We start from the raw sequence: 19,614 nt of genomic DNA on the forward strand, positions 1-19,614 counted from the left end.
GCTTAAAGCTTTTCCATCGGCACGCCGCCGATGAGCATCAAGCGCACTTTGCCGGCGCTTCCGAAGTCCACCGTCACCGTGGCGCGTGGACCGGAACCGGAGGCATCGATGACCGTTCCTAGGCCGTACTTGGCGTGGTTGACGCGGTCTCCCACAACTAAATTCAGCTGGTTGTTCTTAGGCATCGAGCTGGTAGGAGCAGGCTTACGCGTGCGTTGCGAAGGGGAAGACGTAGCGCGCGGTGAGGTTCTGCCCCAGCCGGACCAATCGGAGCCATAGGAGCGGCCATATTGGTAGGAATCATCTCCGCCCCATGCACTAGACAGCGAGCTGTCTGGTTCTTCACGGCGCCAGTCGATGAGGTCTTCAGGGACCTCGGCGAGGAAGCGACTGGCCGGATTCGTCATCGGGTTACCCCAGGACGAACGAAGAATCGCGCGGGTGAGATAGAGCTGCTCGCGGGCGCGTGTGATGCCCACATAAGCCAAGCGGCGTTCCTCACTGAGCTCTTTCGGGTCCCCTAAAGAGCGCATGTGCGGGAATTGGCCATCTTCCCAACCGGTGAGGAAGACGACTGGGAACTCCAAGCCCTTGGCAGTGTGCAAGGTCATCAGCGTGACCACGCCAGTTTTGTTGTCAGGGATTTGGTCTGCGTCAGCTACCAAAGACACCTTCTCTAGGAAAGCCTGGAGCGAGCCGGGTAGGGCCTCCCCCTCGGCGAGCTCTGGGCTTAAATCTTCTACAGCGTCGGCTCCGGTAAACGCCATCTGATTAGCCGCCTCGGAGCTAAATTCTCGGGCTACGGAAACCAACTCGTTGAGGTTATCCAGCCGCGCGCCATCCTGTGGATCATTCGAGTTCTCCAACTCCGCACGGTATCCAGTGGCATCGAGCACTGCACTGAGCAGATCACCAAGATCCGGCTGATGAATAACCTCGTTAGTCATGCCCGGAATCTGAGCGCGGATGCCTTCCATCATCTCGTTGAACTTCGACACTGCATTAACGGCTCGTGTGCCCAGGCCGGCAATGTTGCCCGCGGCGGCATCGTACAGGGCCTTTCCAAAGCTCACTCCCAGGTTCTCTGCATGCAGCGCGATCTGGGATTGCGCCTTATCACCGATGGCGCGCTTGGGAACGTTGATAATGCGGCGCAGGCTCACTGTGTCATCCGGATTATCAATGATGCGCAGATAAGCCACCATGTCACGGATTTCGCGGCGTTCATAGAAGCGAGTGCCGCCCACAACCTTGTACGGGATTCCGGAGCGAACAAAGATATCTTCCAACGCACGCGAGGCATTGTTCGTGCGGTACATGATCGCCATATCGGAATAGGCGCGGCCCTTATCTGCCAGAGAGTCGATCTCAGAAGCAATAAAACGGGCCTCATCATGCTCGTTATCGGCGACATAGCCGACGATCTTCGCGCCTTCGCCGTGCGCAGTCCACAGGTTCTTCTCACGGCGGCCCTCGTTCTTCGCGATGAGAGCGTTCGCCGCGTTCAGAATGGTCTGAGTGGAGCGATAGTTCTGCTCCAACAAAATGGTGTGCGCCTGCGGATAGTCACGCTCGAATTCCTGAATGTTGCGGATCGTAGCGCCACGGAAGGCATAAATGGACTGATCTGAGTCACCCACCACGCACAATTCTGGTGCATCGGGGCCTAGCTCTCCCCTACCCACCAATGCAGAAACCAGCGCATACTGCGCATGGTTGGTGTCTTGATACTCATCGATAAGAACGTGCTTGAAGCGGCGACTATAGAAATCCACCACCTGTGGGTGCTGATGGAAGATACGCACTACCTCACCGATGAGGTCATCGAAGTCCACGGAATTGGCTGCACGTAAGCGGCGCTGATATTCATCGAAGACGCGTGCAACCGTAATCTCGAAAGGATTCTTGGTCTTTTCTGCTTCTGCCAAAGCGTCAGCCGGCGAGACCAGCTCATTTTTGTGATTCGAAATCTGATTGGCCAGCACACGGGCGGTGTACTTCTTTAGATCCAACTGCATGTCTTTGGCGATCATGGTCAAAAGGCGGCGTGCATCGTCACCGTCATAAATAGTGAAGTTGGTGTTCAGTCCCTGCACCAGCTGCGCATTTTGACGCAAGATCCGCACGCAGATGGAGTGGAAGGTAGAAACCCACATCCGCTCGGCCACTGGCCCCACCAGCTGGCCCACGCGCTCTTTCATCTCCGTGGCGGCCTTGTTGGTAAAGGTAATAGCCAAAATCTCCCACGGAGCCACCCCACGATTGCGCATAAGATAAGCAATGCGGCGGGTAAGCACAGCAGTCTTACCAGAGCCCGCACCCGCCACAATCAGCAGCGGCGAACCAGCGTGCGTAACCGCCTCAAGCTGCTGCGGGTTAAGGCCCTCAGTAAGCGGATCGGGGTCCACAGCACCAGGCGCGCCAGCTGGGTTCGATGCAGCACCAGCAGCAGGCCCCCTCGAAGTAGGAGCCCCAAAGCCACCCGACTGTGACTGCGGCGCGGCAGGCCGGGCTGGGCCACCGAAACCGCCAAAGCCGCCAAAAAGATCCGGCTGGCTGTTGGCAGAATTTTTTCCATCTGGGTGTGGGGCTGGGGTAAATTCAGACGCATTACTCATAGTGCCTACCAACCTACTAGCACCACCGGACATCCCCTCATAACACGCCTTATGCAGGGGAATTCGAATTTATCTGCTGCAGTTTCCTTTTTGGTTTTTAAGTGGCAGAATCTTGGGCTATGTCCTCTGCGAACAACCCGACTGAAAACTCCGCACACGCCAATAACCTCGATACCAACGTTGTGGACAACGGCATGGAGATCCGCATGCCCTCCGGCACCGATGATCCCTTGAGCGATGCGGAGATTCAGAACTATCGCAAGGAAATCAACCGCTTGGATCGCGTTATCCTCGACGCTGCAAAGCGCCGCACGGAAATCTCCCAAACCATTGGGCGCACGCGCATGAACGCCGGCGGCACCAAGCTGGTGCACACCCGCGAGATTGCCATTCTCAACCAATTTCGCGACGAGCTCGGTGAGGAAGGCCCAGCCATCGCCTCTGCGCTGCTGCGCATGGGCCGCGGAAAACTCGGCTAAATCTTTCAATAAATTTCATCTTTCTGGAAAAAATACAGTATCCTCTTCGCCATGAATGCAGTTCTTGTCGCGGTCATCGTCATGCTCGTCCTCGCACTTTTGCGCGTGCATGTCGTCGTCGCGCTATTCCTCGGCGCGCTGACGGGCGGCCTGCTTTCCGGCATGGGGCTCGATGGCACCATGGTCGCTTTCCAGGATGGCCTCGGTGGCGGTGCCAAAATTGCCCTGAGCTATGCATTACTGGGCGCCTTTGCCATGGCGGTCGCCGCGGCAGGCGTGCCGCAGCTGCTCGCCAACGCCCTGATCCGCAAGATCGGGGGAGACGGGGCGTCGCCAAGCGCAGCACAAGCCACCAAGTGGATCTTGGTCGCCGGCCTCATCGCCATGGCTGTGATGAGCCAGAACGTCATCCCCGTGCACATCGCGTTCATCCCGCTTATCGTGCCGCCACTACTCAAGGTCATGAATGCCCTGCGCATCGACCGACGTCTGATTACCTGCTGCCTGACCTTCGGCCTGGTCACCACCTACATGTTCCTACCGGTGGGCTTCGGCTCCATCTTCTTGAACGACATCTTGCTGTTCAATATCTCCGAAGCGGGACTTAACACTGACGGCATCTCGATCATGAAGGTGATGGGCATTCCTGCCCTTGGTATGCTCTCTGGCCTGCTGATTGCCATCTTCTTCAGCTACCGCAAGCCACGTGATTACACCGATGCCCCGCTCAGCAATGAAGAGCCAACCGAAGAAGCCCCGTCGCGTTACAAGATTTGGGTCTGCGTTGTGGCTATCATTGCCACCTTTGGCGTGCAGATTGCGATGCAGGCGATGGATTTCGAATCCGATGGCCTCATGGTTGGTGCCCTGACAGGACTTGGCATCATGTTGGTCACCGGCGCCATCGATTGGCGCAAGGCAGACGATGTCTTCTCCGATGGCATGCGCATGATGGCGCTCATCGGTTTCATCATGATTACTGCCCAGGGCTTTGCCTCTGTCATGACGGCGACAGGTCAGGTCGAGGAACTGGTGAATGCAACCAGCGATATCTTCGGCAGCAACAAGATGATGGCCGCCGCGGTCATGCTCATCGTGGGACTTATCGTGACGATGGGCATCGGTTCTTCCTTCTCCACACTCCCCATCATCTCCGTCATCTATGTTCCGCTGTGCATGTCACTGGGCTTTAGCCCCGCCGCGACGGTGGCCATCGTCGGCACTGCAGGCGCGCTTGGCGACGCCGGCTCCCCCGCCTCCGATTCCACCCTCGGCCCCACAGCGGGTCTGGGCGCCGACGGCCAGCACGATCACATCCGCGATTCGGTCATCCCGACCTTCCTGCACTTTAATATCCCGCTTCTCATCGCCGGCTGGATTGGAGCAATGGTCCTGTAGCTAACGGCAAAATGCTCCCGCGTGGACTACGGTGGTATCCGTAATTTTTAGTGTCTGACTAAAGCCAGAAAGGCCCTTGTAATGGACATCACCACCCAGCCCCAGTGGAACGCACTTGTGCAGCTCTTTGCGGAGAAGAAAGACCTCAATCTACGTGAGCTCTTCGCCGCTGACCCGCAACGTGCGGCTCGCTTAACTTTCGACGCTGCGGGGCTGCATGTCGATCTTTCCAAGAACCTGGTTGATGACGATGTCCTAGCGGCTTTGGTAGAACTTGCCCGCGCTGCAGATGTAGAAGGTCGCCGCGATGCCATGTTCGCCGGCGAACACATCAACAACACTGAGGACCGCGCAGTCCTGCACACCGCCCTGCGCCAGCCGGCAGATGCGCAGCTTAGTGTGGATGGACAAGACGCAGTGGCTGATGTTCACGAAGTTTTGGGCCGCATGCGCGACTTTTCAGATTCCCTGCGCGATGGCAGCTGGCTGGGGCATACGGGTAAGAAGATTCGCACCGTGGTCAACATCGGTATCGGCGGCTCCGACTTGGGCCCGGCCATGGCCTCGAAGGCGCTGCGCAGCTACGAAGACGCCGGCATCAAGGCACTTTTTGTCTCCAACGTTGACCCGGCTGACATGGCTGCGGCGCTGGACCAGGTAGAAGCTGAGGAGACTCTGTTCATCATTGCTTCTAAGACCTTTACCACCCAAGAGACCCTGACCAATGCGCACGCGGCGCGCGCGTGGCTCATCAATAAGTTGGGTGATGAGGCGGCAGTGGCCAAGCACTTCGTTGCTGTATCGACCAACGCCGAGAAGGTCTCCGAGTTCGGCATCGACACTGCGAACATGTTCGGCTTCTGGAACTGGGTGGGCGGCCGCTACTCCATGGATTCCGCCATCGGCCTGTCCCTGATGTGCACCATCGGCGCGGATAACTTCATGGACATGCTTGCCGGTTTCCATGCGATGGACGAGCACTTCCGCACCGCGGAGCTGGCGCAGAACCTGCCGGTCCTGATGGGCATGCTCGGCGTGTGGTACTCCGACTTCCACGGCGCACAGACCCATGCGGTCCTGCCTTATTCTGAGGACCTAGGCCGCTTCCCTGCTTATCTGCAGCAGCTGACCATGGAGTCCAACGGCAAGTCCGTTCGCCGCGACGGCACCGCAGTTTCCACGGGCACTGGGGAAATCTACTGGGGCGAGCCGGGCACCAACGGCCAACACGCTTTCTTCCAGCTCATCCACCAGGGCACTCGCCTTATCCCGGCGGACTTCATCGGTTTTGCTCGCCCGCAGCAGGACTTCCCTACTGCCGACGGCACCGGCTCCATGCACGATCTGCTGATGGGTAACTTCTTTGCTCAGACCAAGGTTCTGGCATTCGGCAAGACTGCCGAGGAAATCACGGCGGAAGGCGTTGCCCCTGAGCTGGTTCCTCACAAGGTCATGCCGGGCAACCGTCCGACCACTACCATCATGGCGGAGCAGCTGACCCCGGCTGTGTTGGGCGCGCTCATCGCACTCTACGAGCACATCGTGTTCACTCAGGGCGTTATCTGGGATATCAACTCCTTTGACCAATGGGGCGTGGAGCTGGGCAAGCAGCAGGCGAACGACCTCGCGCCAGCAGTCTCCGGCAAGGAGGAAGCAAACTCTGGCGACCAATCCACCGATGAGCTCATCGGCTGGTACCGCTCCACCCGTTAAGCTCCTAGCGCTTAACGGGTGGCTCGAAGCCTATTAAGCCCTGGCCCGGAAATAGGGCTGGCAATGCGGGCACCACCAGATGATGCGCTCCAGCTCGCCTTCTTCCCCGCCGGCGTCAACGCCGCCGAGCGTCGACTTGGCAATTGGCGTGCCACACCGCCTGCACTTGGCGTTATTTCTGCCGAAGACGTAGGTGGTCTCCCCGGCGCGCCGCACGCCCGTGGTCACGCGCACTGGGGAGTTGCGGTTGGCCCACATGATGCGCCGCGATATCTCCAGAATCCGCGGCACATCCACTTGGGCCACGCGAAGGGCCGGGTGCACGCCCGCGATGAAGCAGGCCTCCGCCCTGTATTCGTTGCCGATTCCGGCCACGTTTTTCTGATCCAGCAGCGCCGCCCCAATGGTACGGGTGGGCTGGCTTAAGATTCGCCGCGCGGCTTCGTCCGCGCCCTCAGACTCCCACTGCTCGCTCAAGATATCTGGGCCCAAATGCGAAATCCGCTCGTTGTACAAGGAGGCAGGATAGGCCTCGACCATGCCCAGCCAGTGGCCCACCAGCTCAATATCGCGCGGGCTACTAGCGAGCTGCAGCACCACCCGCGCGCTATGGCCCGGCTTGCGCCACCTATCGCCCTTGTAGTGAATGGCCCACTGGCCTTCCATCTTCAAGTGAGTATGTAGCACCAAGCTTTCAGCATCGGGCCGCGCGAACTGCATGAAAAGATGCTTTCCATAAGGCCACACACGAGAAACTGTGCTGCCCTCCAAATGCACGGTGGCATACCGGGGCACCCTAAGCGACGCCCCGGTGACCTCGCGGCCGGTCATAAACTGCAGCTTATTGGACAACTGCAGGACGGAATCACCTTCTGGCATGCAACCAGTCTAACTAGATGGCAAAACCAGCTCGTTAAAGATGAAGTACCCGGTAGCCGCTGAGGCACATGGCACATGGATTTACCATCTCGGATTTGCCATCCTGGTTTTAGCGTTTGAGTTCGGTTTCTAGCGGCGGCTGCCCCGCGGACGAAATCCACCCGGCGCGCCACGGCCTGGTTCGGGAGGATCGTCAAAGCTTAAATCCGGTAGCTCCGCCAGAGCTTCCGAAACGCTTCGGCCGCGGCGTGGCTCCATGGGCTTTTGCCAGGGGTCGCTGCGGTTGTCTTCGATGCGGCGGGACGTGCGCGGCGGCGCAGCCTTGGCCGAGATCCGCACGCCACGGGGACTGATACCTGCGCCAAGGCCTCGCAAACGAGTGGCGATTGCCGATTCGAATGCGGGCGCTCCGTTGATTTTCTCAATCACCAGCGGGCTCAAGCGCCCTGCGGCGATGAGCTCCGTGAGACCTTCAAGCACTTTGCCAAGCACTTCATCAGCATCGATGCCCTCAGGCAGGGCGTCCAAGAAAGTTGTCAGCGTCTTTCCACCGCGGGTTAGATGCGCCACGCAGAGGCCGTCCATCAGCACCACTAGGGCACCGGCGCTACGGGTGGGGCCGTGGCCGCTGTCCGCGCCATCGCGCTGCGGCCAAGCAAGGGCTGCACCATATGGGTTGGCGGGATCCGTCGCGGCGAGCACGTAGGTATTAATTTCCGCAGTGCTCGCAGTGCCAGATGGCCAGCCCGTCACGTCGGGAGAATCGTTCATGCCACGCAAGCGATCGATGACCGCGGGAGTAGAAAACTGCGCCGCGCCAAGCCCTTCAATCACATAGCCGCGCATCGCCTTGCCAGATTCCTCAAAGCCAGAGAGCACTTTATAGGCCAGCGCGAAGCCGCCGAGCACGTCCTCGGCCACCACGGAACCCCGAGTGAGCACGCCATAGCGGTCAAGCCAAGCCTCACCGTGTGCTACGGAGCGGCTCGTCGCGTCGACGCCTTGGCCTGACACGGAAGCAGCCCAACGGCCGGCCACGTCGGGGGCGGTTGCGGCCCCGCCGAGGCCCTGCGTTTGGGCAAAGGACGTGCGTCCCATGCGCAGCCGGGAACGGGTGGGGCGTCGCTTAGCGCGGTGCGCAGTTGCTCCCGAGCGCGAACCGGCCGCGGCAATGTGTGTGCGGATTGGCGCAAAGGAATCGGGACTAACCAGGCCCATTTCTACCAGCTGCCACAGCGCTTCCCGCAGCTCCTCGGCAGTGCCAGGCACCTGCGCCGCGATATCGTTAAACAGGTAACTGCCGCCACCGCGCAGGACCTCCAGCGCCGCTAATTGCAGCATGCTCAACCCTTGCTCGTCAGGGTCAACCTGCGGCGCCAACTGCGCCGCGTAGTCCACCGGCAGCAACATGATCCACGGGTCATTCGTGCCAGCCTTGCCAGCGCCCACGATGAGCACCTCGCCGTTAGAGGTCAGCTCATCGAGCATGATCGGTGAGTAATCGCCCACGCGCGTCGGCAGAATCAGCGACTCCCACGCAGAGGCTGGCAGACGCACGCCGGCGAGCTGTTCAATCACGCTGTAGACGCCATCCGCCCCGCGTAGCGCAGGACGCTTGCCCACGGGCGCTACCTGCTGCCAATCGGGCAAGAAGCGTCCGAAAGCGGCGGCGCTAACAGGCTCCGTTGCAGCGCGTGCCGCTGCCAGCGAGCGCGAGCGAATGGTGCGCAAGACCTCCGCAGCGCAGTACTCGGTCTCCTCGATTCCTTGGCGGTAGCGGCCTTCCACCACGCTATCGAGACTCGCCAGCGCGGTGTGTGCTGCCGAGGCCGAAAGGCCAAAGGCCGCCTGCAAGTCCCCCAGCACGAAAGGACCGCGGGTGCGTGCCCAACGCGAGACCAGCTGTTGCAAGGCATCGGTGATGGTGGACTGTTGCGCGGCAACACCAGGCGGGACGGGCACGCCGAGTCCGTCGCGAAGCAGCGGCGCATCAAGAGGTTGCGCGAAGTGCTCGCGTCCGGCAATGCGCACCCGCATCACGCGGGCGCCCAGAGAATCGATTGCGCTCAGCGGCACCGAGGCATGCTCCGCCATCTCTTCCACCGGAATCGGCCCCAGCACCCGCAGCAGGTCCGCGACTTCCTCCGTCGTACGCGCCCGACGCTCCGCGGAGGTGCGCTGCAGCTGGGCGTGCACCTGCTCGATGACCTCCGGATCTAAAAGCTCCCGCAGCTCCACCGTGCCCAAAAGCTTGGCCAGAAGCGCCGGATCAAGCGCCAGCGCCGCCGCCCGCTTTTCCGCCAGCGGAGAATCGCCCTCGTACATGAAAGCGCCGGTGTAATTAAACAGCAGCGTCGAAGCAAAAGGCGAAGGCTGCTCAGTGGTCACCTCCACGACGCGGATGCGACGCAAAGCCAGCTCGCGCATGGTTTCCGTCAACGCCGGCAGATCATAGACATCCTGCAGGACCTCGCGGACCGTCTCCAGGATGATGGGAAAGGAAGGGTACTTCCGCGCGACGTCGAGAAGCTGTTCCGCCCGCTGACGCTGCTGCCACAGCGGCGCGCGCTTGCCGGGATTGCGGCGCGGCAGCAACAGCGCACGCGCGGCACACTCACGAAAACGTGAGGCAAAGAGCGCGGAACCGCCCACCTGCTCGGCCACGATGTCCGAAATTTCATCGGCGTCGAAAAGAAAAAGCGCAGCATCCGGCCCCTTTTCCCCCTCGGGCAAGCGCAGGACGATACCGTCGTCACCAGCCACTGCCTGCGCGTCCATGCCGGTCAGCTCCGCCACCCGCTGCCCCACCGCAAGCGCCCAGGCGGCATTCATGCCCCGGCCGAACGGCGTGTGCAACACCACGCGCCAATCCCCGAGTTCGTCCTTAAAGCGCTCGAGAACCAAGGTCTTCTCATCCGGAATAACACCCGTGGCCTCATGCTGTTCCTGCAGATAGGCCACGATGTTATCCACCGCATGCCCATCTGCGTCCTGGATGATCTCTGGAGAAAGGTGCACCTGCCGGCGATAAGCACCCAAGGCCTTGCCTAGCTCATAGGGACGTCCTGCCTGGTCACCATTCCAGAAAGGCAACCGGCCAGTGTGCCCCGGCGCAGGGGTGACAATCACCTGATCGCGCGTGATTTCCTCAATGCGCCAGCTAGTAGCACCCAAGGTAAAGATATCGCCCACGCGGGATTCATAGACCATCTCCTCCTCGAGCTCACCCACGCGCCGGGGCGCGGCATTTTCTGCCCCCGCAGGCAGAAAGACGCCAAACATTCCGCGGTCCGGAATCGTGCCGCCGTTGGTAACAGCCACGCGCTGCGCACCGGGGCGCGGGCTCAGCCGGCCAGTGATGCGGTCGAAGACCACGCGGGGTTTGAGCTCCGCGAAGTCCGTGGAGGGATAGACGCCGGAGACCAGGTCGATGACGGAATCGAATACCTCCCTGGCCAAATCGCGATAGGGCCACGCGCGGCGCACCATGGCGTACCAGGCATCCACGTCTAGGCCACCCGCGTTATCTGGGGAGGTAACCGGAGCAACCTCGGCGGCGGCGACGGCTGCCACGGTCTGCTGTGCCAACACATCTAACGGGTTCTGCGGGGAGTGCATCTCCTCGATGAGGCCCTCGCGCATACGCGCCACGGTAAGAGTGGATTGCACAAGGTCAGCACGGTGCTTCGGATAGAAAGAACCCTGCGATACCGCGCCCACGGAGTGCCCGGCGCGGCCCACACGCTGCAGACCAGAGGCTACCGAAGGCGGTGATTCCACCTGCACCACTAGATCTACTGCGCCCATGTCGATGCCCAGCTCTAGCGAGCTGGTGGCCACCACTGCTCGCAGTGTGCCTTCCTTGAGCATCGTTTCAGTCAATGTGCGCTCATCCTTCGACACCGAGCCGTGGTGTGCGCGAGCGATGACGGCAGGTGCCTTGCCGGCGACGTCGACTTGCTTCATCAGCTGCGCTGGGTCCCGGCGCGTAGCAGGCGACAAGCTTTCCGGATCATGCTCCATGGCATAAAGCTCATTGAGCCGGGAGGTCAGGCGCTCCGCGGTACGCCGCGAGTTCACGAACACGAGCGTGGAGCGATGCTCCATGATTTCGCCGTAGAGGTCTTCTTCAATAAACGGCCAAATGGATTTCGCGGTGGGCAATGCCGAATCAGCCACCGCCGCGGGGCCAGTAATGCCCAGTGGATCATCCACTGTCATCTCACCGATAGTGGAGCCTTGCTCTGGGGTGGGCAGATCCGACATGTCTTCCACAGGCACGTGGACATCAAGCTGCCAGCGTTTTTCAACCGGCGGTGCCACGATTTCCACGGGCCTGTCGCCGCCCAAAAAATTCGACACTGCAGAAAGCGGGCGCACCGTTGCCGATAGCCCGATGCGCTGGAACTCCCCCGCCACGGCCGCCAGCCGCTCGAGCGTGAGCGCCAGGTGTACGCCACGCTTGGTGCCAGCCAGGGCGTGGATTTCATCAATGATGACGGTATCGACGGTAGATAGGATGCCCGCGGCCTTCGAGGTCAGCATCAAATAAGCCGACTCCGGAGTGGTGATGAGGATATCCGGCGGGCGGCGTACCTGCCGGGAGCGTTCTGCAGAAGGTGTATCCCCGGAGCGTACGCCGACGGTGATGTCGGGGGCGTCAAGTCCTAATCGTTCTGCCGCACGAGCGATGCCGTTCAGCGGAGCACGCAGGTTATTTTCCACGTCCACACCAAGCGCCTTCAGCGGGGAGATATACAAAACCTTGACGCCTGAGTTGCCGCCCTTTACCGGCTGTCCTACGGGCAGTGCAGTTTGGCCTTCCTTTTCCACGAGGGAATTTAAGGCCCATAAAAACGCCGCCAGGGTTTTACCGGAGCCGGTGGGGGCGACCACGAGCGCATGGTTGCCGGATGAGATCTGCTCCCATGCCTCGCGCTGTACGGGCGTAGGCGCTGCGAAAACGTCCTCGAACCATTGCCGGACTTGGGGCCGGAAGCGGGTTAGGACGTTTTTGTTCATGCCTTACTTTATCGCGCGCGGTAATCTAGCATGCATGACCGTCGAGATTTCTGATTCCCGCCTGACCAATTCACTAGCCAACGGCTGCGGTGAGATCCTCAAAGGTGTGCGCAACGGTGGCCTGCTGCGCGGCCTCGCGCTTGGCGACGCCGGCGATGAAGCCGCACAAGAATGGATCACCCGGGTAATTTCGCAACACCGCCCCGAAGACGGCCTGCTTTCCGAGGAAGCAGCAGACGATCTCAGCCGTTTGAAGAAGGAACGCGTGTGGATCGTCGATCCCCTCGATGGCACCAAGGAGTTTGCCACCGGCCGCCAAGACTGGGCTGTCCACATCGCACTCGTGGTAAACGGCATGCCACAGCATGCGGCCGTGGCCATGCCAGATTTGGGCGTGACCTTCCGCTCCTCCGATGCCCGGGCCGTTACCGGCCCGCTTTCTAAGAAGTTTGTAGTCTCCCGCAACCGTCCGCCCCAGGTGGCTTCCCATATTGGGGAGAAGATGGGATTTGAAACCGTCGGCATCGGTTCTGCCGGCGCCAAGGCAATGCACGTTCTGCTCGGTGACTTTGACGGCTACATCCACTCTGGCGGCCAGTACGAATGGGACCAGGCTGCGCCGGTGGGCGTTGCCATGGCAGCGGGCCTGCACTGTTCCCGCTTGGATGGCTCCCCAATTCGTTTCAACAACGAGGACACCTTCATCCCAGACCTGCTCATCTGCCGGCCGGAACTCGCCGATGAAATCCTGGAGCACGCTGCTGCCTATGCCGAAGAAAACGGCGGCTTTTAGGCGTTCCATAACCTTTTAGGCGTTTCAGCAAAAAGGCTTCTAAACTTGAAAACCATGATCCAGACCCCATATGAGGACCTCCTCCGCAAAGTTTTGGAAGAAGGCGCGGACAAAGGTGACCGCACCGGCACCGGCACGCGCTCAATTTTCGGTGCACAGTTGCGCTATAACTTGGCGGAGTCTTTCCCGCTGCTGACCACCAAGAAGGTCTACTTCCACGGCGTCATCGGCGAGCTGCTGTGGTTCCTCAAGGGCGATTCCAACGTGAAGTGGCTGCAGGACAACAACGTCCGCATCTGGAATGAGTGGGCTGACGCCGATGGCGAGCTGGGCCCTGTCTACGGCGTCCAGTGGCGCTCGTGGCCTACCCCGGATGGCACGCATGTAGACCAGATCCAGCAGGCTCTGGATACACTGCAGAATAATCCGGATTCTCGTCGCAACCTGGTCTCGGCCTGGAACGTGGCAGAACTAGACAAGATGGCGCTTATGCCCTGCCACCTGCTATTTCAACTTTATGTGGCAGACGGCAAGCTCTCCCTGCAGGTCTATCAGCGTTCGGCGGACATGTTCCTGGGCGTGCCTTTCAACCTGGCTTCCTATGCTGCGCTGGCCCACATGTTTGCGCAACAGGCCGGCCTGGAGGTCGGCGAGCTCATCTGGACCGGCGGCGATTGCCATATCTACAACGACCACATTGAGCAGGTCAAGGAGCAGCTCTCCCGCGAGCCACGCCCCTATCCGCAGCTCAAGCTCCACAAGGCTGACTCGTTGTTCGACTACACCTTCGACGATTTCGAGGTCGTAGGCTACGACCCACACCCCACCATCAAAGCGCAGGTTTCCGTCTAATGCTGGGTGCTATTTGGGCGCAGTCCCTGGACGGCATCATCGGCGATGGCTCCGTCATGCCGTGGCACGTACCAGAGGACCTCAAGCACTTTAAGGAGGTCACGCTGGGCTCGCCCGTAGTGATGGGCCGACGCACGTGGGAATCGCTAAACCCGAAGTTTCGCCCGCTGCCAGGCCGCGATAACTATGTTCTCTCCCGCAAGGAGCCGGGCCAATGGTCCGCTGGGGCGAGCACAACCAGCAACCTCAACGACGTAACTTCCACGCTTTCCGACGCCTGGATCATCGGCGGCGGCCAGCTATACGCCTCAACCTTGGATGAGGTCGACGTCATCGAAATTACGTTGATGGGCGTTAACATCGGGGATGTCTACGGTGATGACGCAGTCTATGCCCCCGCAGTTCCGGAGACTTTCGGCCTAGCGGCTAGCACTGATTGGCTCACTTCTGAAAAGGGCCACCTGACCATTCCGGGGCAGCCCCCGAGTGAGCTGCCGATTAAATACCGCTTTTTAACTTATGAACGAAAGGACGCCGCTTAAATGACCGTCGCAACTCCCGAAACCACCGAGCACGTCACGATCTTCTACGCCGACTGGTGCCCGTTTTGCGCGAAGCTGCTCAAGGCACTGAACCGCACGGAGACGCCATACGCGCTTGTCGACGTCGAGGCCGAAGGCACTGAGGACATAAACGAGTGGATCAAGTCCGTCAATGACGGCAACCGCATCGTGCCAACCGTGCTCTACTCCGACGGCACCTCCGTTACCAACCCGGCTGCCTCCGCCGTGCGCAAGAAGCTCGCTGAGCTCGACGGCTCCGCCGAATAGTGCGAATAGCTCAAGTAGCTGCCGCCTCCAGCACACAAACGCCGAAGTTAAACATCCGATTTAACGCAGCCACATACCGTGCTGGTAACCTAATTGCGTTGCTTTAAAGCAACCCCCGCCCCAGTAGCTCAGGGGATAGAGCACGGCTCTCCTAAAGCCGGTGTCGGTGGTTCGAATCCACTCTGGGGCACAAAATCTTTCACAAAACTTCCCCGTTGACCAGCGCAGACAGGGGGTTTCAGCAGTACGCCCGCTTTCGGGCCACCCCGGCTCCTACTGTTCCTCATTCTCGCGCGCTATAGGAATCGTGAGCGCCACATAAACGGTGAGGCTAACCAGCAAAACGAGGTGTAAAGGCTCGGCGAACATCGCCCGCGAACCGTTCTTTATCCATTCGTTGACCAACACGACAATAATGCCTAGGGTCTGGATGACAAACGCAATTCTGATATTGCGCAGATTCTTTGCGAGTAAACGTTCGTCAGAGATCTTGTTTAGGATTGGCAATTCTGTTCCTCCCAAAATAGTTGGTCGAGCGAGCTATCCAACCTGTGACAGATCGCAAGGCAAAACTTGAGGGTCGGGTTATACCGGCCGTTTTCAAGCAGATTGATTGTTTGGCGCGTAACCCCGCCATGGAAAACGCTGGATGAATGTGGCCATCGGAAAGCGCCTAGCACACTGCACAAAGCTAGTATTCCAGCGGGTCTGCCAGCATCTGCACCGATATCTCTAGGCGCTCTCAATAACGGCCACCGGTGTACGCCTCACCGTGGTCTCCAGCCACGGCCGAATATGACGATAACGCGCCGAGCCATCCGCCATAATCGCTCGCGTTGGTGGGATCAAAGAAGCGGATACCGTTTAATGCAGTCTTGAAAGGGCGACTTAACCACCTCACCCTCCAAGCACCCGATCAAGGGTGCTAAAAATTTACTGCACGTTTACATCGATCCCAAGTTGTCTTAACTTCAGTGCAGTTAGATTGATGTTCCTGATCACTATTCTCTCTGGAGGAACTCCCACGATGAAGTCGAAGCACACTTCTCTCTCTGCCATAGCCCTTGCTTCAACCGTCCTTCTTACTTCGTGCGGTGAGCCTGCGTCCAACCAAGAAGATTCACAGGCGACCAGCGACTCAACCTCAATAACCGTCTATACCTCCGAACCAGAGGAAAAGGTCGATGAGATCAATGCGGCCTTCAACGAGGAATACCCCGATATCGAGGTCAATGTATACCGCGCTGGCACCGGTGATTTGAACGCCCGCATCTCTTCAGAGAAGCAATCTGGCGACATTGAAGCGGATGTTTTCTGGGCAGCCGATGGACCTACCTTTGAAAATTACGCTGAGGATGGTGACCTCATCGAGCTTGCCGATGTCGATTCCGATGACATCATCGACGAGGCCAAGGACGACAAGAATTTTTATGTCGGCACGCGCATAATCCCTACGATAATTGCTTATAACACCGACGAGATCGCAGAAGACGATGCCCCGACCTCCTGGGCGGATCTCACCGATCCGAAGTACAAAGACAAACTCGTCTTACCTAACCCAGCGGTCTCCGGTGCAGCGGCATTCAACGCCTCAGCGTGGAAGAATAATTCAGACCTCGGAGAAGCGTGGATCGAAGATCTGGGCAAGAATGCCCCGATGATCGCAGACTCCAATGGCCCTACCTCCCAAGAAATCGCCTCCGGTTCCAAGCCCGTGGGCGTGGTCGTCGATTACTTAGTCCGCGACCTGGCGGATAAGGGGTCCCCAATTGCCCTCGCCTACCCCACCGAAGGATCACCATATATTTCTGAGCCTGCGGGCGTATTCAAAGACTCCCAGGAACAGGAAGCAGCCCAGAAATACATCAACTTCCTGCTTTCAAAGAAGGCACAAGAAATCGCCGTCGAGCAGTCGTACCTCCCGGTGCGTGAGGACGTGGGAACCCCAGCAGGCACCCCTGAACTCACAGACATTGAGCTCATGGACCAGGACTTGGGGAAAATCACCAAGGATAAAGACGCCGCCGTCGAGGTATTCCAAAAGGCAGTGTCTTCCTAGTTCTTGGTGGCCCACTTGTTGAAAAATCCCTCCGTATCCGCGCTACGCGTTGGCGTGTGGCTGATTGCCATTGGCCTGTTCATCGCGCCTTTGACCCTTGTTGTCTCCCTTGCACTGGGCGGAAACCAAATTCCCATCTTGCTAGAGCAAGGGCTCGGCATCGCCACATGGAATTCGCTATTTACCACGGCGCTTTCAGCTCTCGCTGCCGTCATCATCGGCACCGTTATTGCCATCGCGCTAGACCGCACAGATATCTACGGCTCTTCGGTACTGCGCCTATTCTTGCTTTCGCCTCTCTTGGTTCCGCCATTTATCGGAGCGATCGCCTGGATTCAACTCTTCGGCCCGAATCAGGGCTTGAATAAGCTTTTTGAGTTCGAAATATGGAATATCTACGGCGCAGACGGGGTCATTGCGCTGATGACTATCCATTCTTTTCCCACGGCATATGTCATCATTTCTTCAAGCTTGCGCTCCATCTCCCCCGATTTTGAGCTAGCCGCCCGAGTATCTGGGGCTTCCGTGGTGACAGTTCTGCGCACGGTCACCCTTCCACTCCTGCGCCCCGCACTATTGTCCGCGTTCACTCTCACAGCAATTGCTAATCTGGCTGATTTCGGCATTCCCGCTATTATCGGATCGCCGGCTCGGTTCGAAACGCTCGCGACGATGATTTACCGGTTCATTGATTCCGGCACCGTATCCAACCCCTTACAAGTGGTATCGACCATCGGCGTTGTCCTCTTATTTTTGGGAATCGGCACAGTAATCATGGACTATCTCACCTCCCTGAAAAACTCGTCTTCTACACATGACTCCGGAAGTCCGGCGCGTTTCGCACTGCATTCGGCGCGCTGGCCGGTCACGATCATCATGTGGGTGTGCGGGCTCGCCATTTCCATTGGCCCAATTCTCGGTTTGGCCTACCGCGCATTGCTGCCAGCTCCTGGGGTTCCATTTACCTTAGAAACCATCTCGCTGGCGAACTTTAGCAGCGCTTTATCCAACCCGCGCGTCATCGACGGACTCAGTAATTCCGCATTTCTGTCAATAACCGCCGCGATAATCTGCGGGGTTCTTGGTTGGGTCATCGGAATTCTAGTGACCCGGACTCAGGCTCGAGGAAATACGCTTTTAACCCTTTCTGCACTGCTACCGAGCGCGCTGCCTGGGCTTATCATCGGTGTCGCCTGGCTGATTGCCGGGCGCTATACTGGGCTGTATAACACCATTTGGATAATCCTTATCGCCTACGTCTGTGCTTTTACCGCACTCGTTGTCCAGGCCGTGCGTGCCCCGCTAATAAGCACCCCGGTCACCGTGGAAGAAGCAGCGCGCATTTCCGGCGCCACGCCGCTTAAGGCGCTATTTACTACCACCGGCGCGATGACCATTCCAGCGGCGATATCCGGTGCGGTGCTCGTAGCGGTGACCGCGATTCGAGAACTTACTATTTCCGTACTCCTCGTCGCACCCGGAACGACAACACTGGGTGTCCAAGTCTTCAACCTGCAACAGGCAGGAAATTATAACCAGGCATCGGCACTCGCCCTGCTCTTTGCGCTACTTGGCATCATTGCCGTCGCACTGACTATCCGTGCTCCCAAGGTAAGGACTTAATAATGGCGAAAATTGCAGCTTCCCACCTCACGGTCACTTTTCCGGACGGAACCACCGGCTTGCGCGATATCAACCTCTCCATCGAACCTGGGGAACTCATTGCACTCGTTGGCCCGTCAGGCTCCGGTAAAACCACGCTCTTACGCACCATCGCTGGTTTTATTTCTCCATCGTCAGGTGAGCTTTACATAGATGGCCGGAAGATGACTGCTATTCCTCCCGAGAAACGCAGCATCGGCATGGTCTTCCAACAGCACGCGATCTGGCCGCACATGTCTGTTAAAGACAATGTTGGCTACCCGTTGCGCCAGGCGAAAGTAGCAAAGCCCGAGCGCGAAGAGCGCATTTCTGAGACTTTAGCTCTCGTGGGCCTGCCAGGATTCGAGAACCGTACTCCGGACAGCCTTTCTGGTGGGCAGCGCCAGCGCGTTGCGCTGGCCCGGGCGATCGTTGCTAATCCCACGGTTTTATTACTGGATGAAGCTCTTTCAGCCCTCGATGAACCATTGCGCGATAATTTGCGCCGCGAGCTGGTAACCCTGACGCAAAAGCAGCGCTTAACCACGGTGCACGTCACCCACGATCGCGCCGAGGCGCTGGCAATCGCAGATAGAGTCGTGGTTCTAGATGGCGGCGAAATCCAGCAGATTGCTACCCCACAACAGCTGCTGGAAAGTCCCGGAAGCCCGCTGGTCGCGGGATTTATTGCGGATGCCACAATAGTCCAGGCCGCTATCTCAGGAGGCCGCGTCGAGTGCCCAACCCTTGGCATTTCTTGGCCATTGAGTGAAGTCTCCGTGCGGGGCGAAGGCACTAAGGCCGCCATCCTACCGCACCACGCAACAATCGTGGAGGAAAACCATCCAGGTGCCACGGTTCCAGCAGTAGTTGACTCTGCCATTTACGAAGCCGGCCACTACTCCGTTACCGCCACCCATGGATCGGGAACCACATTCCGCACCACCGCGGACGATAAGCCAGCGATGGGACAAACGGTGCGCATCCGCTTCGCGCCGCCCTTGGTTTTTTAGATCACCACCCCGCAAGAACCATGACCAGCTCAGCGATGGCACGGTGCCGCCGTTTTGCAGCGGTTACACCCGCCGTCTTAAGCATAAAATTTTAGGCTAATACCGATCACAGCCGACACGGAACGCTGGTTATCACACCCATCTTCATCACCATGCTCTCAGAAGGCAGTGTCGTATATAGTCTGAACCCGCTTGAACTCTAAGCCATAAGTGAGAGCACTAAGCAATCCTGCATTGACCTTAACGGCGTGGAAATTTCGGTATACCGCGCCATCAATCCGGATGTGCTGAGAGCGGCTTGTTGGTAGGGGTGTTGC

15 protein-coding genes and 1 tRNA gene are annotated in these 19,614 nt (G+C 58.9%); 11 read left to right on the forward strand and 5 right to left on the reverse strand.

Annotation, left to right across the window (positions count from 1 at the left end):
- Window positions 1-2 precede the first annotated feature (2 nt).
- A complete protein-coding gene (gene pcrA, locus HMPREF3158_RS01005; protein ID WP_083291016.1) occupies window positions 3-2,618 on the reverse strand; it encodes a DNA helicase PcrA in 2,616 nt (871 codons plus the stop codon).
- 119 nt (window positions 2,619-2,737) lie between these two features.
- On the opposite strand from pcrA, the gene HMPREF3158_RS01010 reads away from it, so the two are divergent.
- From HMPREF3158_RS01010 to pgi, 3 genes are all read left to right on the forward strand, one after another.
- Complete coding sequence (locus tag HMPREF3158_RS01010; protein WP_070496937.1) at window positions 2,738-3,097, forward strand: chorismate mutase; 360 nt, start codon at window positions 2,738-2,740, stop codon at window positions 3,095-3,097.
- 51 nt (window positions 3,098-3,148) lie between these two features.
- A complete protein-coding gene (locus HMPREF3158_RS01015) occupies window positions 3,149-4,495 on the forward strand; it encodes a Na+/H+ antiporter family protein (protein WP_070496939.1) in 1,347 nt (448 codons plus the stop codon).
- A gap of 81 nt (window positions 4,496-4,576) precedes the next feature.
- Complete coding sequence (gene pgi, locus HMPREF3158_RS01020) at window positions 4,577-6,208, forward strand: glucose-6-phosphate isomerase (protein WP_062035597.1); 1,632 nt, start codon at window positions 4,577-4,579, stop codon at window positions 6,206-6,208.
- Between the two features lie 33 nt (window positions 6,209-6,241).
- On the opposite strand, the gene HMPREF3158_RS01025 is transcribed toward pgi, so the two are convergent.
- Window positions 6,242-7,087, reverse strand: a complete 846-nt coding sequence (locus HMPREF3158_RS01025; protein ID WP_070496942.1) for a DNA-formamidopyrimidine glycosylase family protein — start codon at window positions 7,085-7,087, stop codon at window positions 6,242-6,244.
- Between the two features lie 129 nt (window positions 7,088-7,216).
- Complete coding sequence (locus tag HMPREF3158_RS01030) at window positions 7,217-12,109, reverse strand: ATP-dependent helicase (protein WP_070496945.1); 4,893 nt, start codon at window positions 12,107-12,109, stop codon at window positions 7,217-7,219.
- A gap of 34 nt (window positions 12,110-12,143) precedes the next feature.
- On the opposite strand from HMPREF3158_RS01030, the gene HMPREF3158_RS01035 reads away from it, so the two are divergent.
- The 5 genes from HMPREF3158_RS01035 to HMPREF3158_RS01055 all read left to right on the forward strand — a co-directional run bounded on the left by HMPREF3158_RS01035 (window position 12,144) and on the right by HMPREF3158_RS01055 (window position 14,774).
- A complete protein-coding gene (locus HMPREF3158_RS01035) occupies window positions 12,144-12,902 on the forward strand; it encodes a 3'(2'),5'-bisphosphate nucleotidase CysQ (RefSeq protein ID WP_070432605.1) in 759 nt (252 codons plus the stop codon).
- Window positions 12,903-12,947: 45 nt separating this feature from the next.
- Window positions 12,948-13,754 carry a thymidylate synthase gene (locus HMPREF3158_RS01040; RefSeq protein WP_179294266.1) on the forward strand — a complete coding sequence of 269 codons (807 nt, stop codon included), beginning with the start codon at window positions 12,948-12,950 and terminating at the stop codon, window positions 13,752-13,754.
- Window positions 13,754-14,296 (forward strand): dihydrofolate reductase, encoded by a 543-nt coding sequence (locus HMPREF3158_RS01045; RefSeq protein ID WP_061921204.1) that lies wholly within the window; start codon window positions 13,754-13,756, stop codon window positions 14,294-14,296. The genes HMPREF3158_RS01040 and HMPREF3158_RS01045 overlap by 1 nt, the downstream gene beginning before the upstream one ends.
- On the forward strand, window positions 14,297-14,584 hold the full coding sequence (locus tag HMPREF3158_RS01050) for a glutaredoxin domain-containing protein (protein WP_062035601.1): 288 nt from the start codon (window positions 14,297-14,299) through the stop codon (window positions 14,582-14,584).
- 117 nt (window positions 14,585-14,701) lie between these two features.
- Window positions 14,702-14,774, forward strand: a tRNA-Arg gene (locus HMPREF3158_RS01055).
- Between the two features lie 83 nt (window positions 14,775-14,857).
- On the opposite strand, the gene HMPREF3158_RS01060 is transcribed toward HMPREF3158_RS01055, so the two are convergent.
- The gene (locus HMPREF3158_RS01060; RefSeq protein ID WP_061921174.1) at window positions 14,858-15,091 is read right to left on the reverse strand and encodes a hypothetical protein; all 234 of its coding nucleotides are present in this window, start codon (window positions 15,089-15,091) and stop codon (window positions 14,858-14,860) included.
- On the reverse strand, window positions 15,079-15,264 hold the full coding sequence (locus HMPREF3158_RS13330) for a helix-turn-helix domain-containing protein (RefSeq protein ID WP_201040668.1): 186 nt from the start codon (window positions 15,262-15,264) through the stop codon (window positions 15,079-15,081). The genes HMPREF3158_RS01060 and HMPREF3158_RS13330 overlap by 13 nt, the downstream gene beginning before the upstream one ends.
- A 347-nt stretch (window positions 15,265-15,611) precedes the next feature.
- On the opposite strand from HMPREF3158_RS13330, the gene HMPREF3158_RS01065 reads away from it, so the two are divergent.
- From HMPREF3158_RS01065 to HMPREF3158_RS01075, 3 genes are read left to right on the forward strand one after another with little or no spacing between them, the layout of a single operon-like run.
- Window positions 15,612-16,643: an ABC transporter substrate-binding protein gene (locus HMPREF3158_RS01065; protein WP_061921171.1), complete on the forward strand. Its 1,032-nt coding sequence runs from the start codon at window positions 15,612-15,614 to the stop codon at window positions 16,641-16,643.
- A 6-nt stretch (window positions 16,644-16,649) separates the two neighbouring features.
- A complete protein-coding gene (locus tag HMPREF3158_RS01070) occupies window positions 16,650-18,266 on the forward strand; it encodes an ABC transporter permease (protein ID WP_371326191.1) in 1,617 nt (538 codons plus the stop codon).
- Window positions 18,267-18,268: 2 nt separating this feature from the next.
- Window positions 18,269-19,297, forward strand: a complete 1,029-nt coding sequence (locus HMPREF3158_RS01075; protein ID WP_061921169.1) for an ABC transporter ATP-binding protein — start codon at window positions 18,269-18,271, stop codon at window positions 19,295-19,297.
- Window positions 19,298-19,614: the final 317 nt, after the last annotated feature.

The organism is Corynebacterium sp. HMSC06G04, assembly GCF_001807365.1.
Lineage (GTDB): Bacteria > Actinomycetota > Actinomycetes > Mycobacteriales > Mycobacteriaceae > Corynebacterium > Corynebacterium simulans.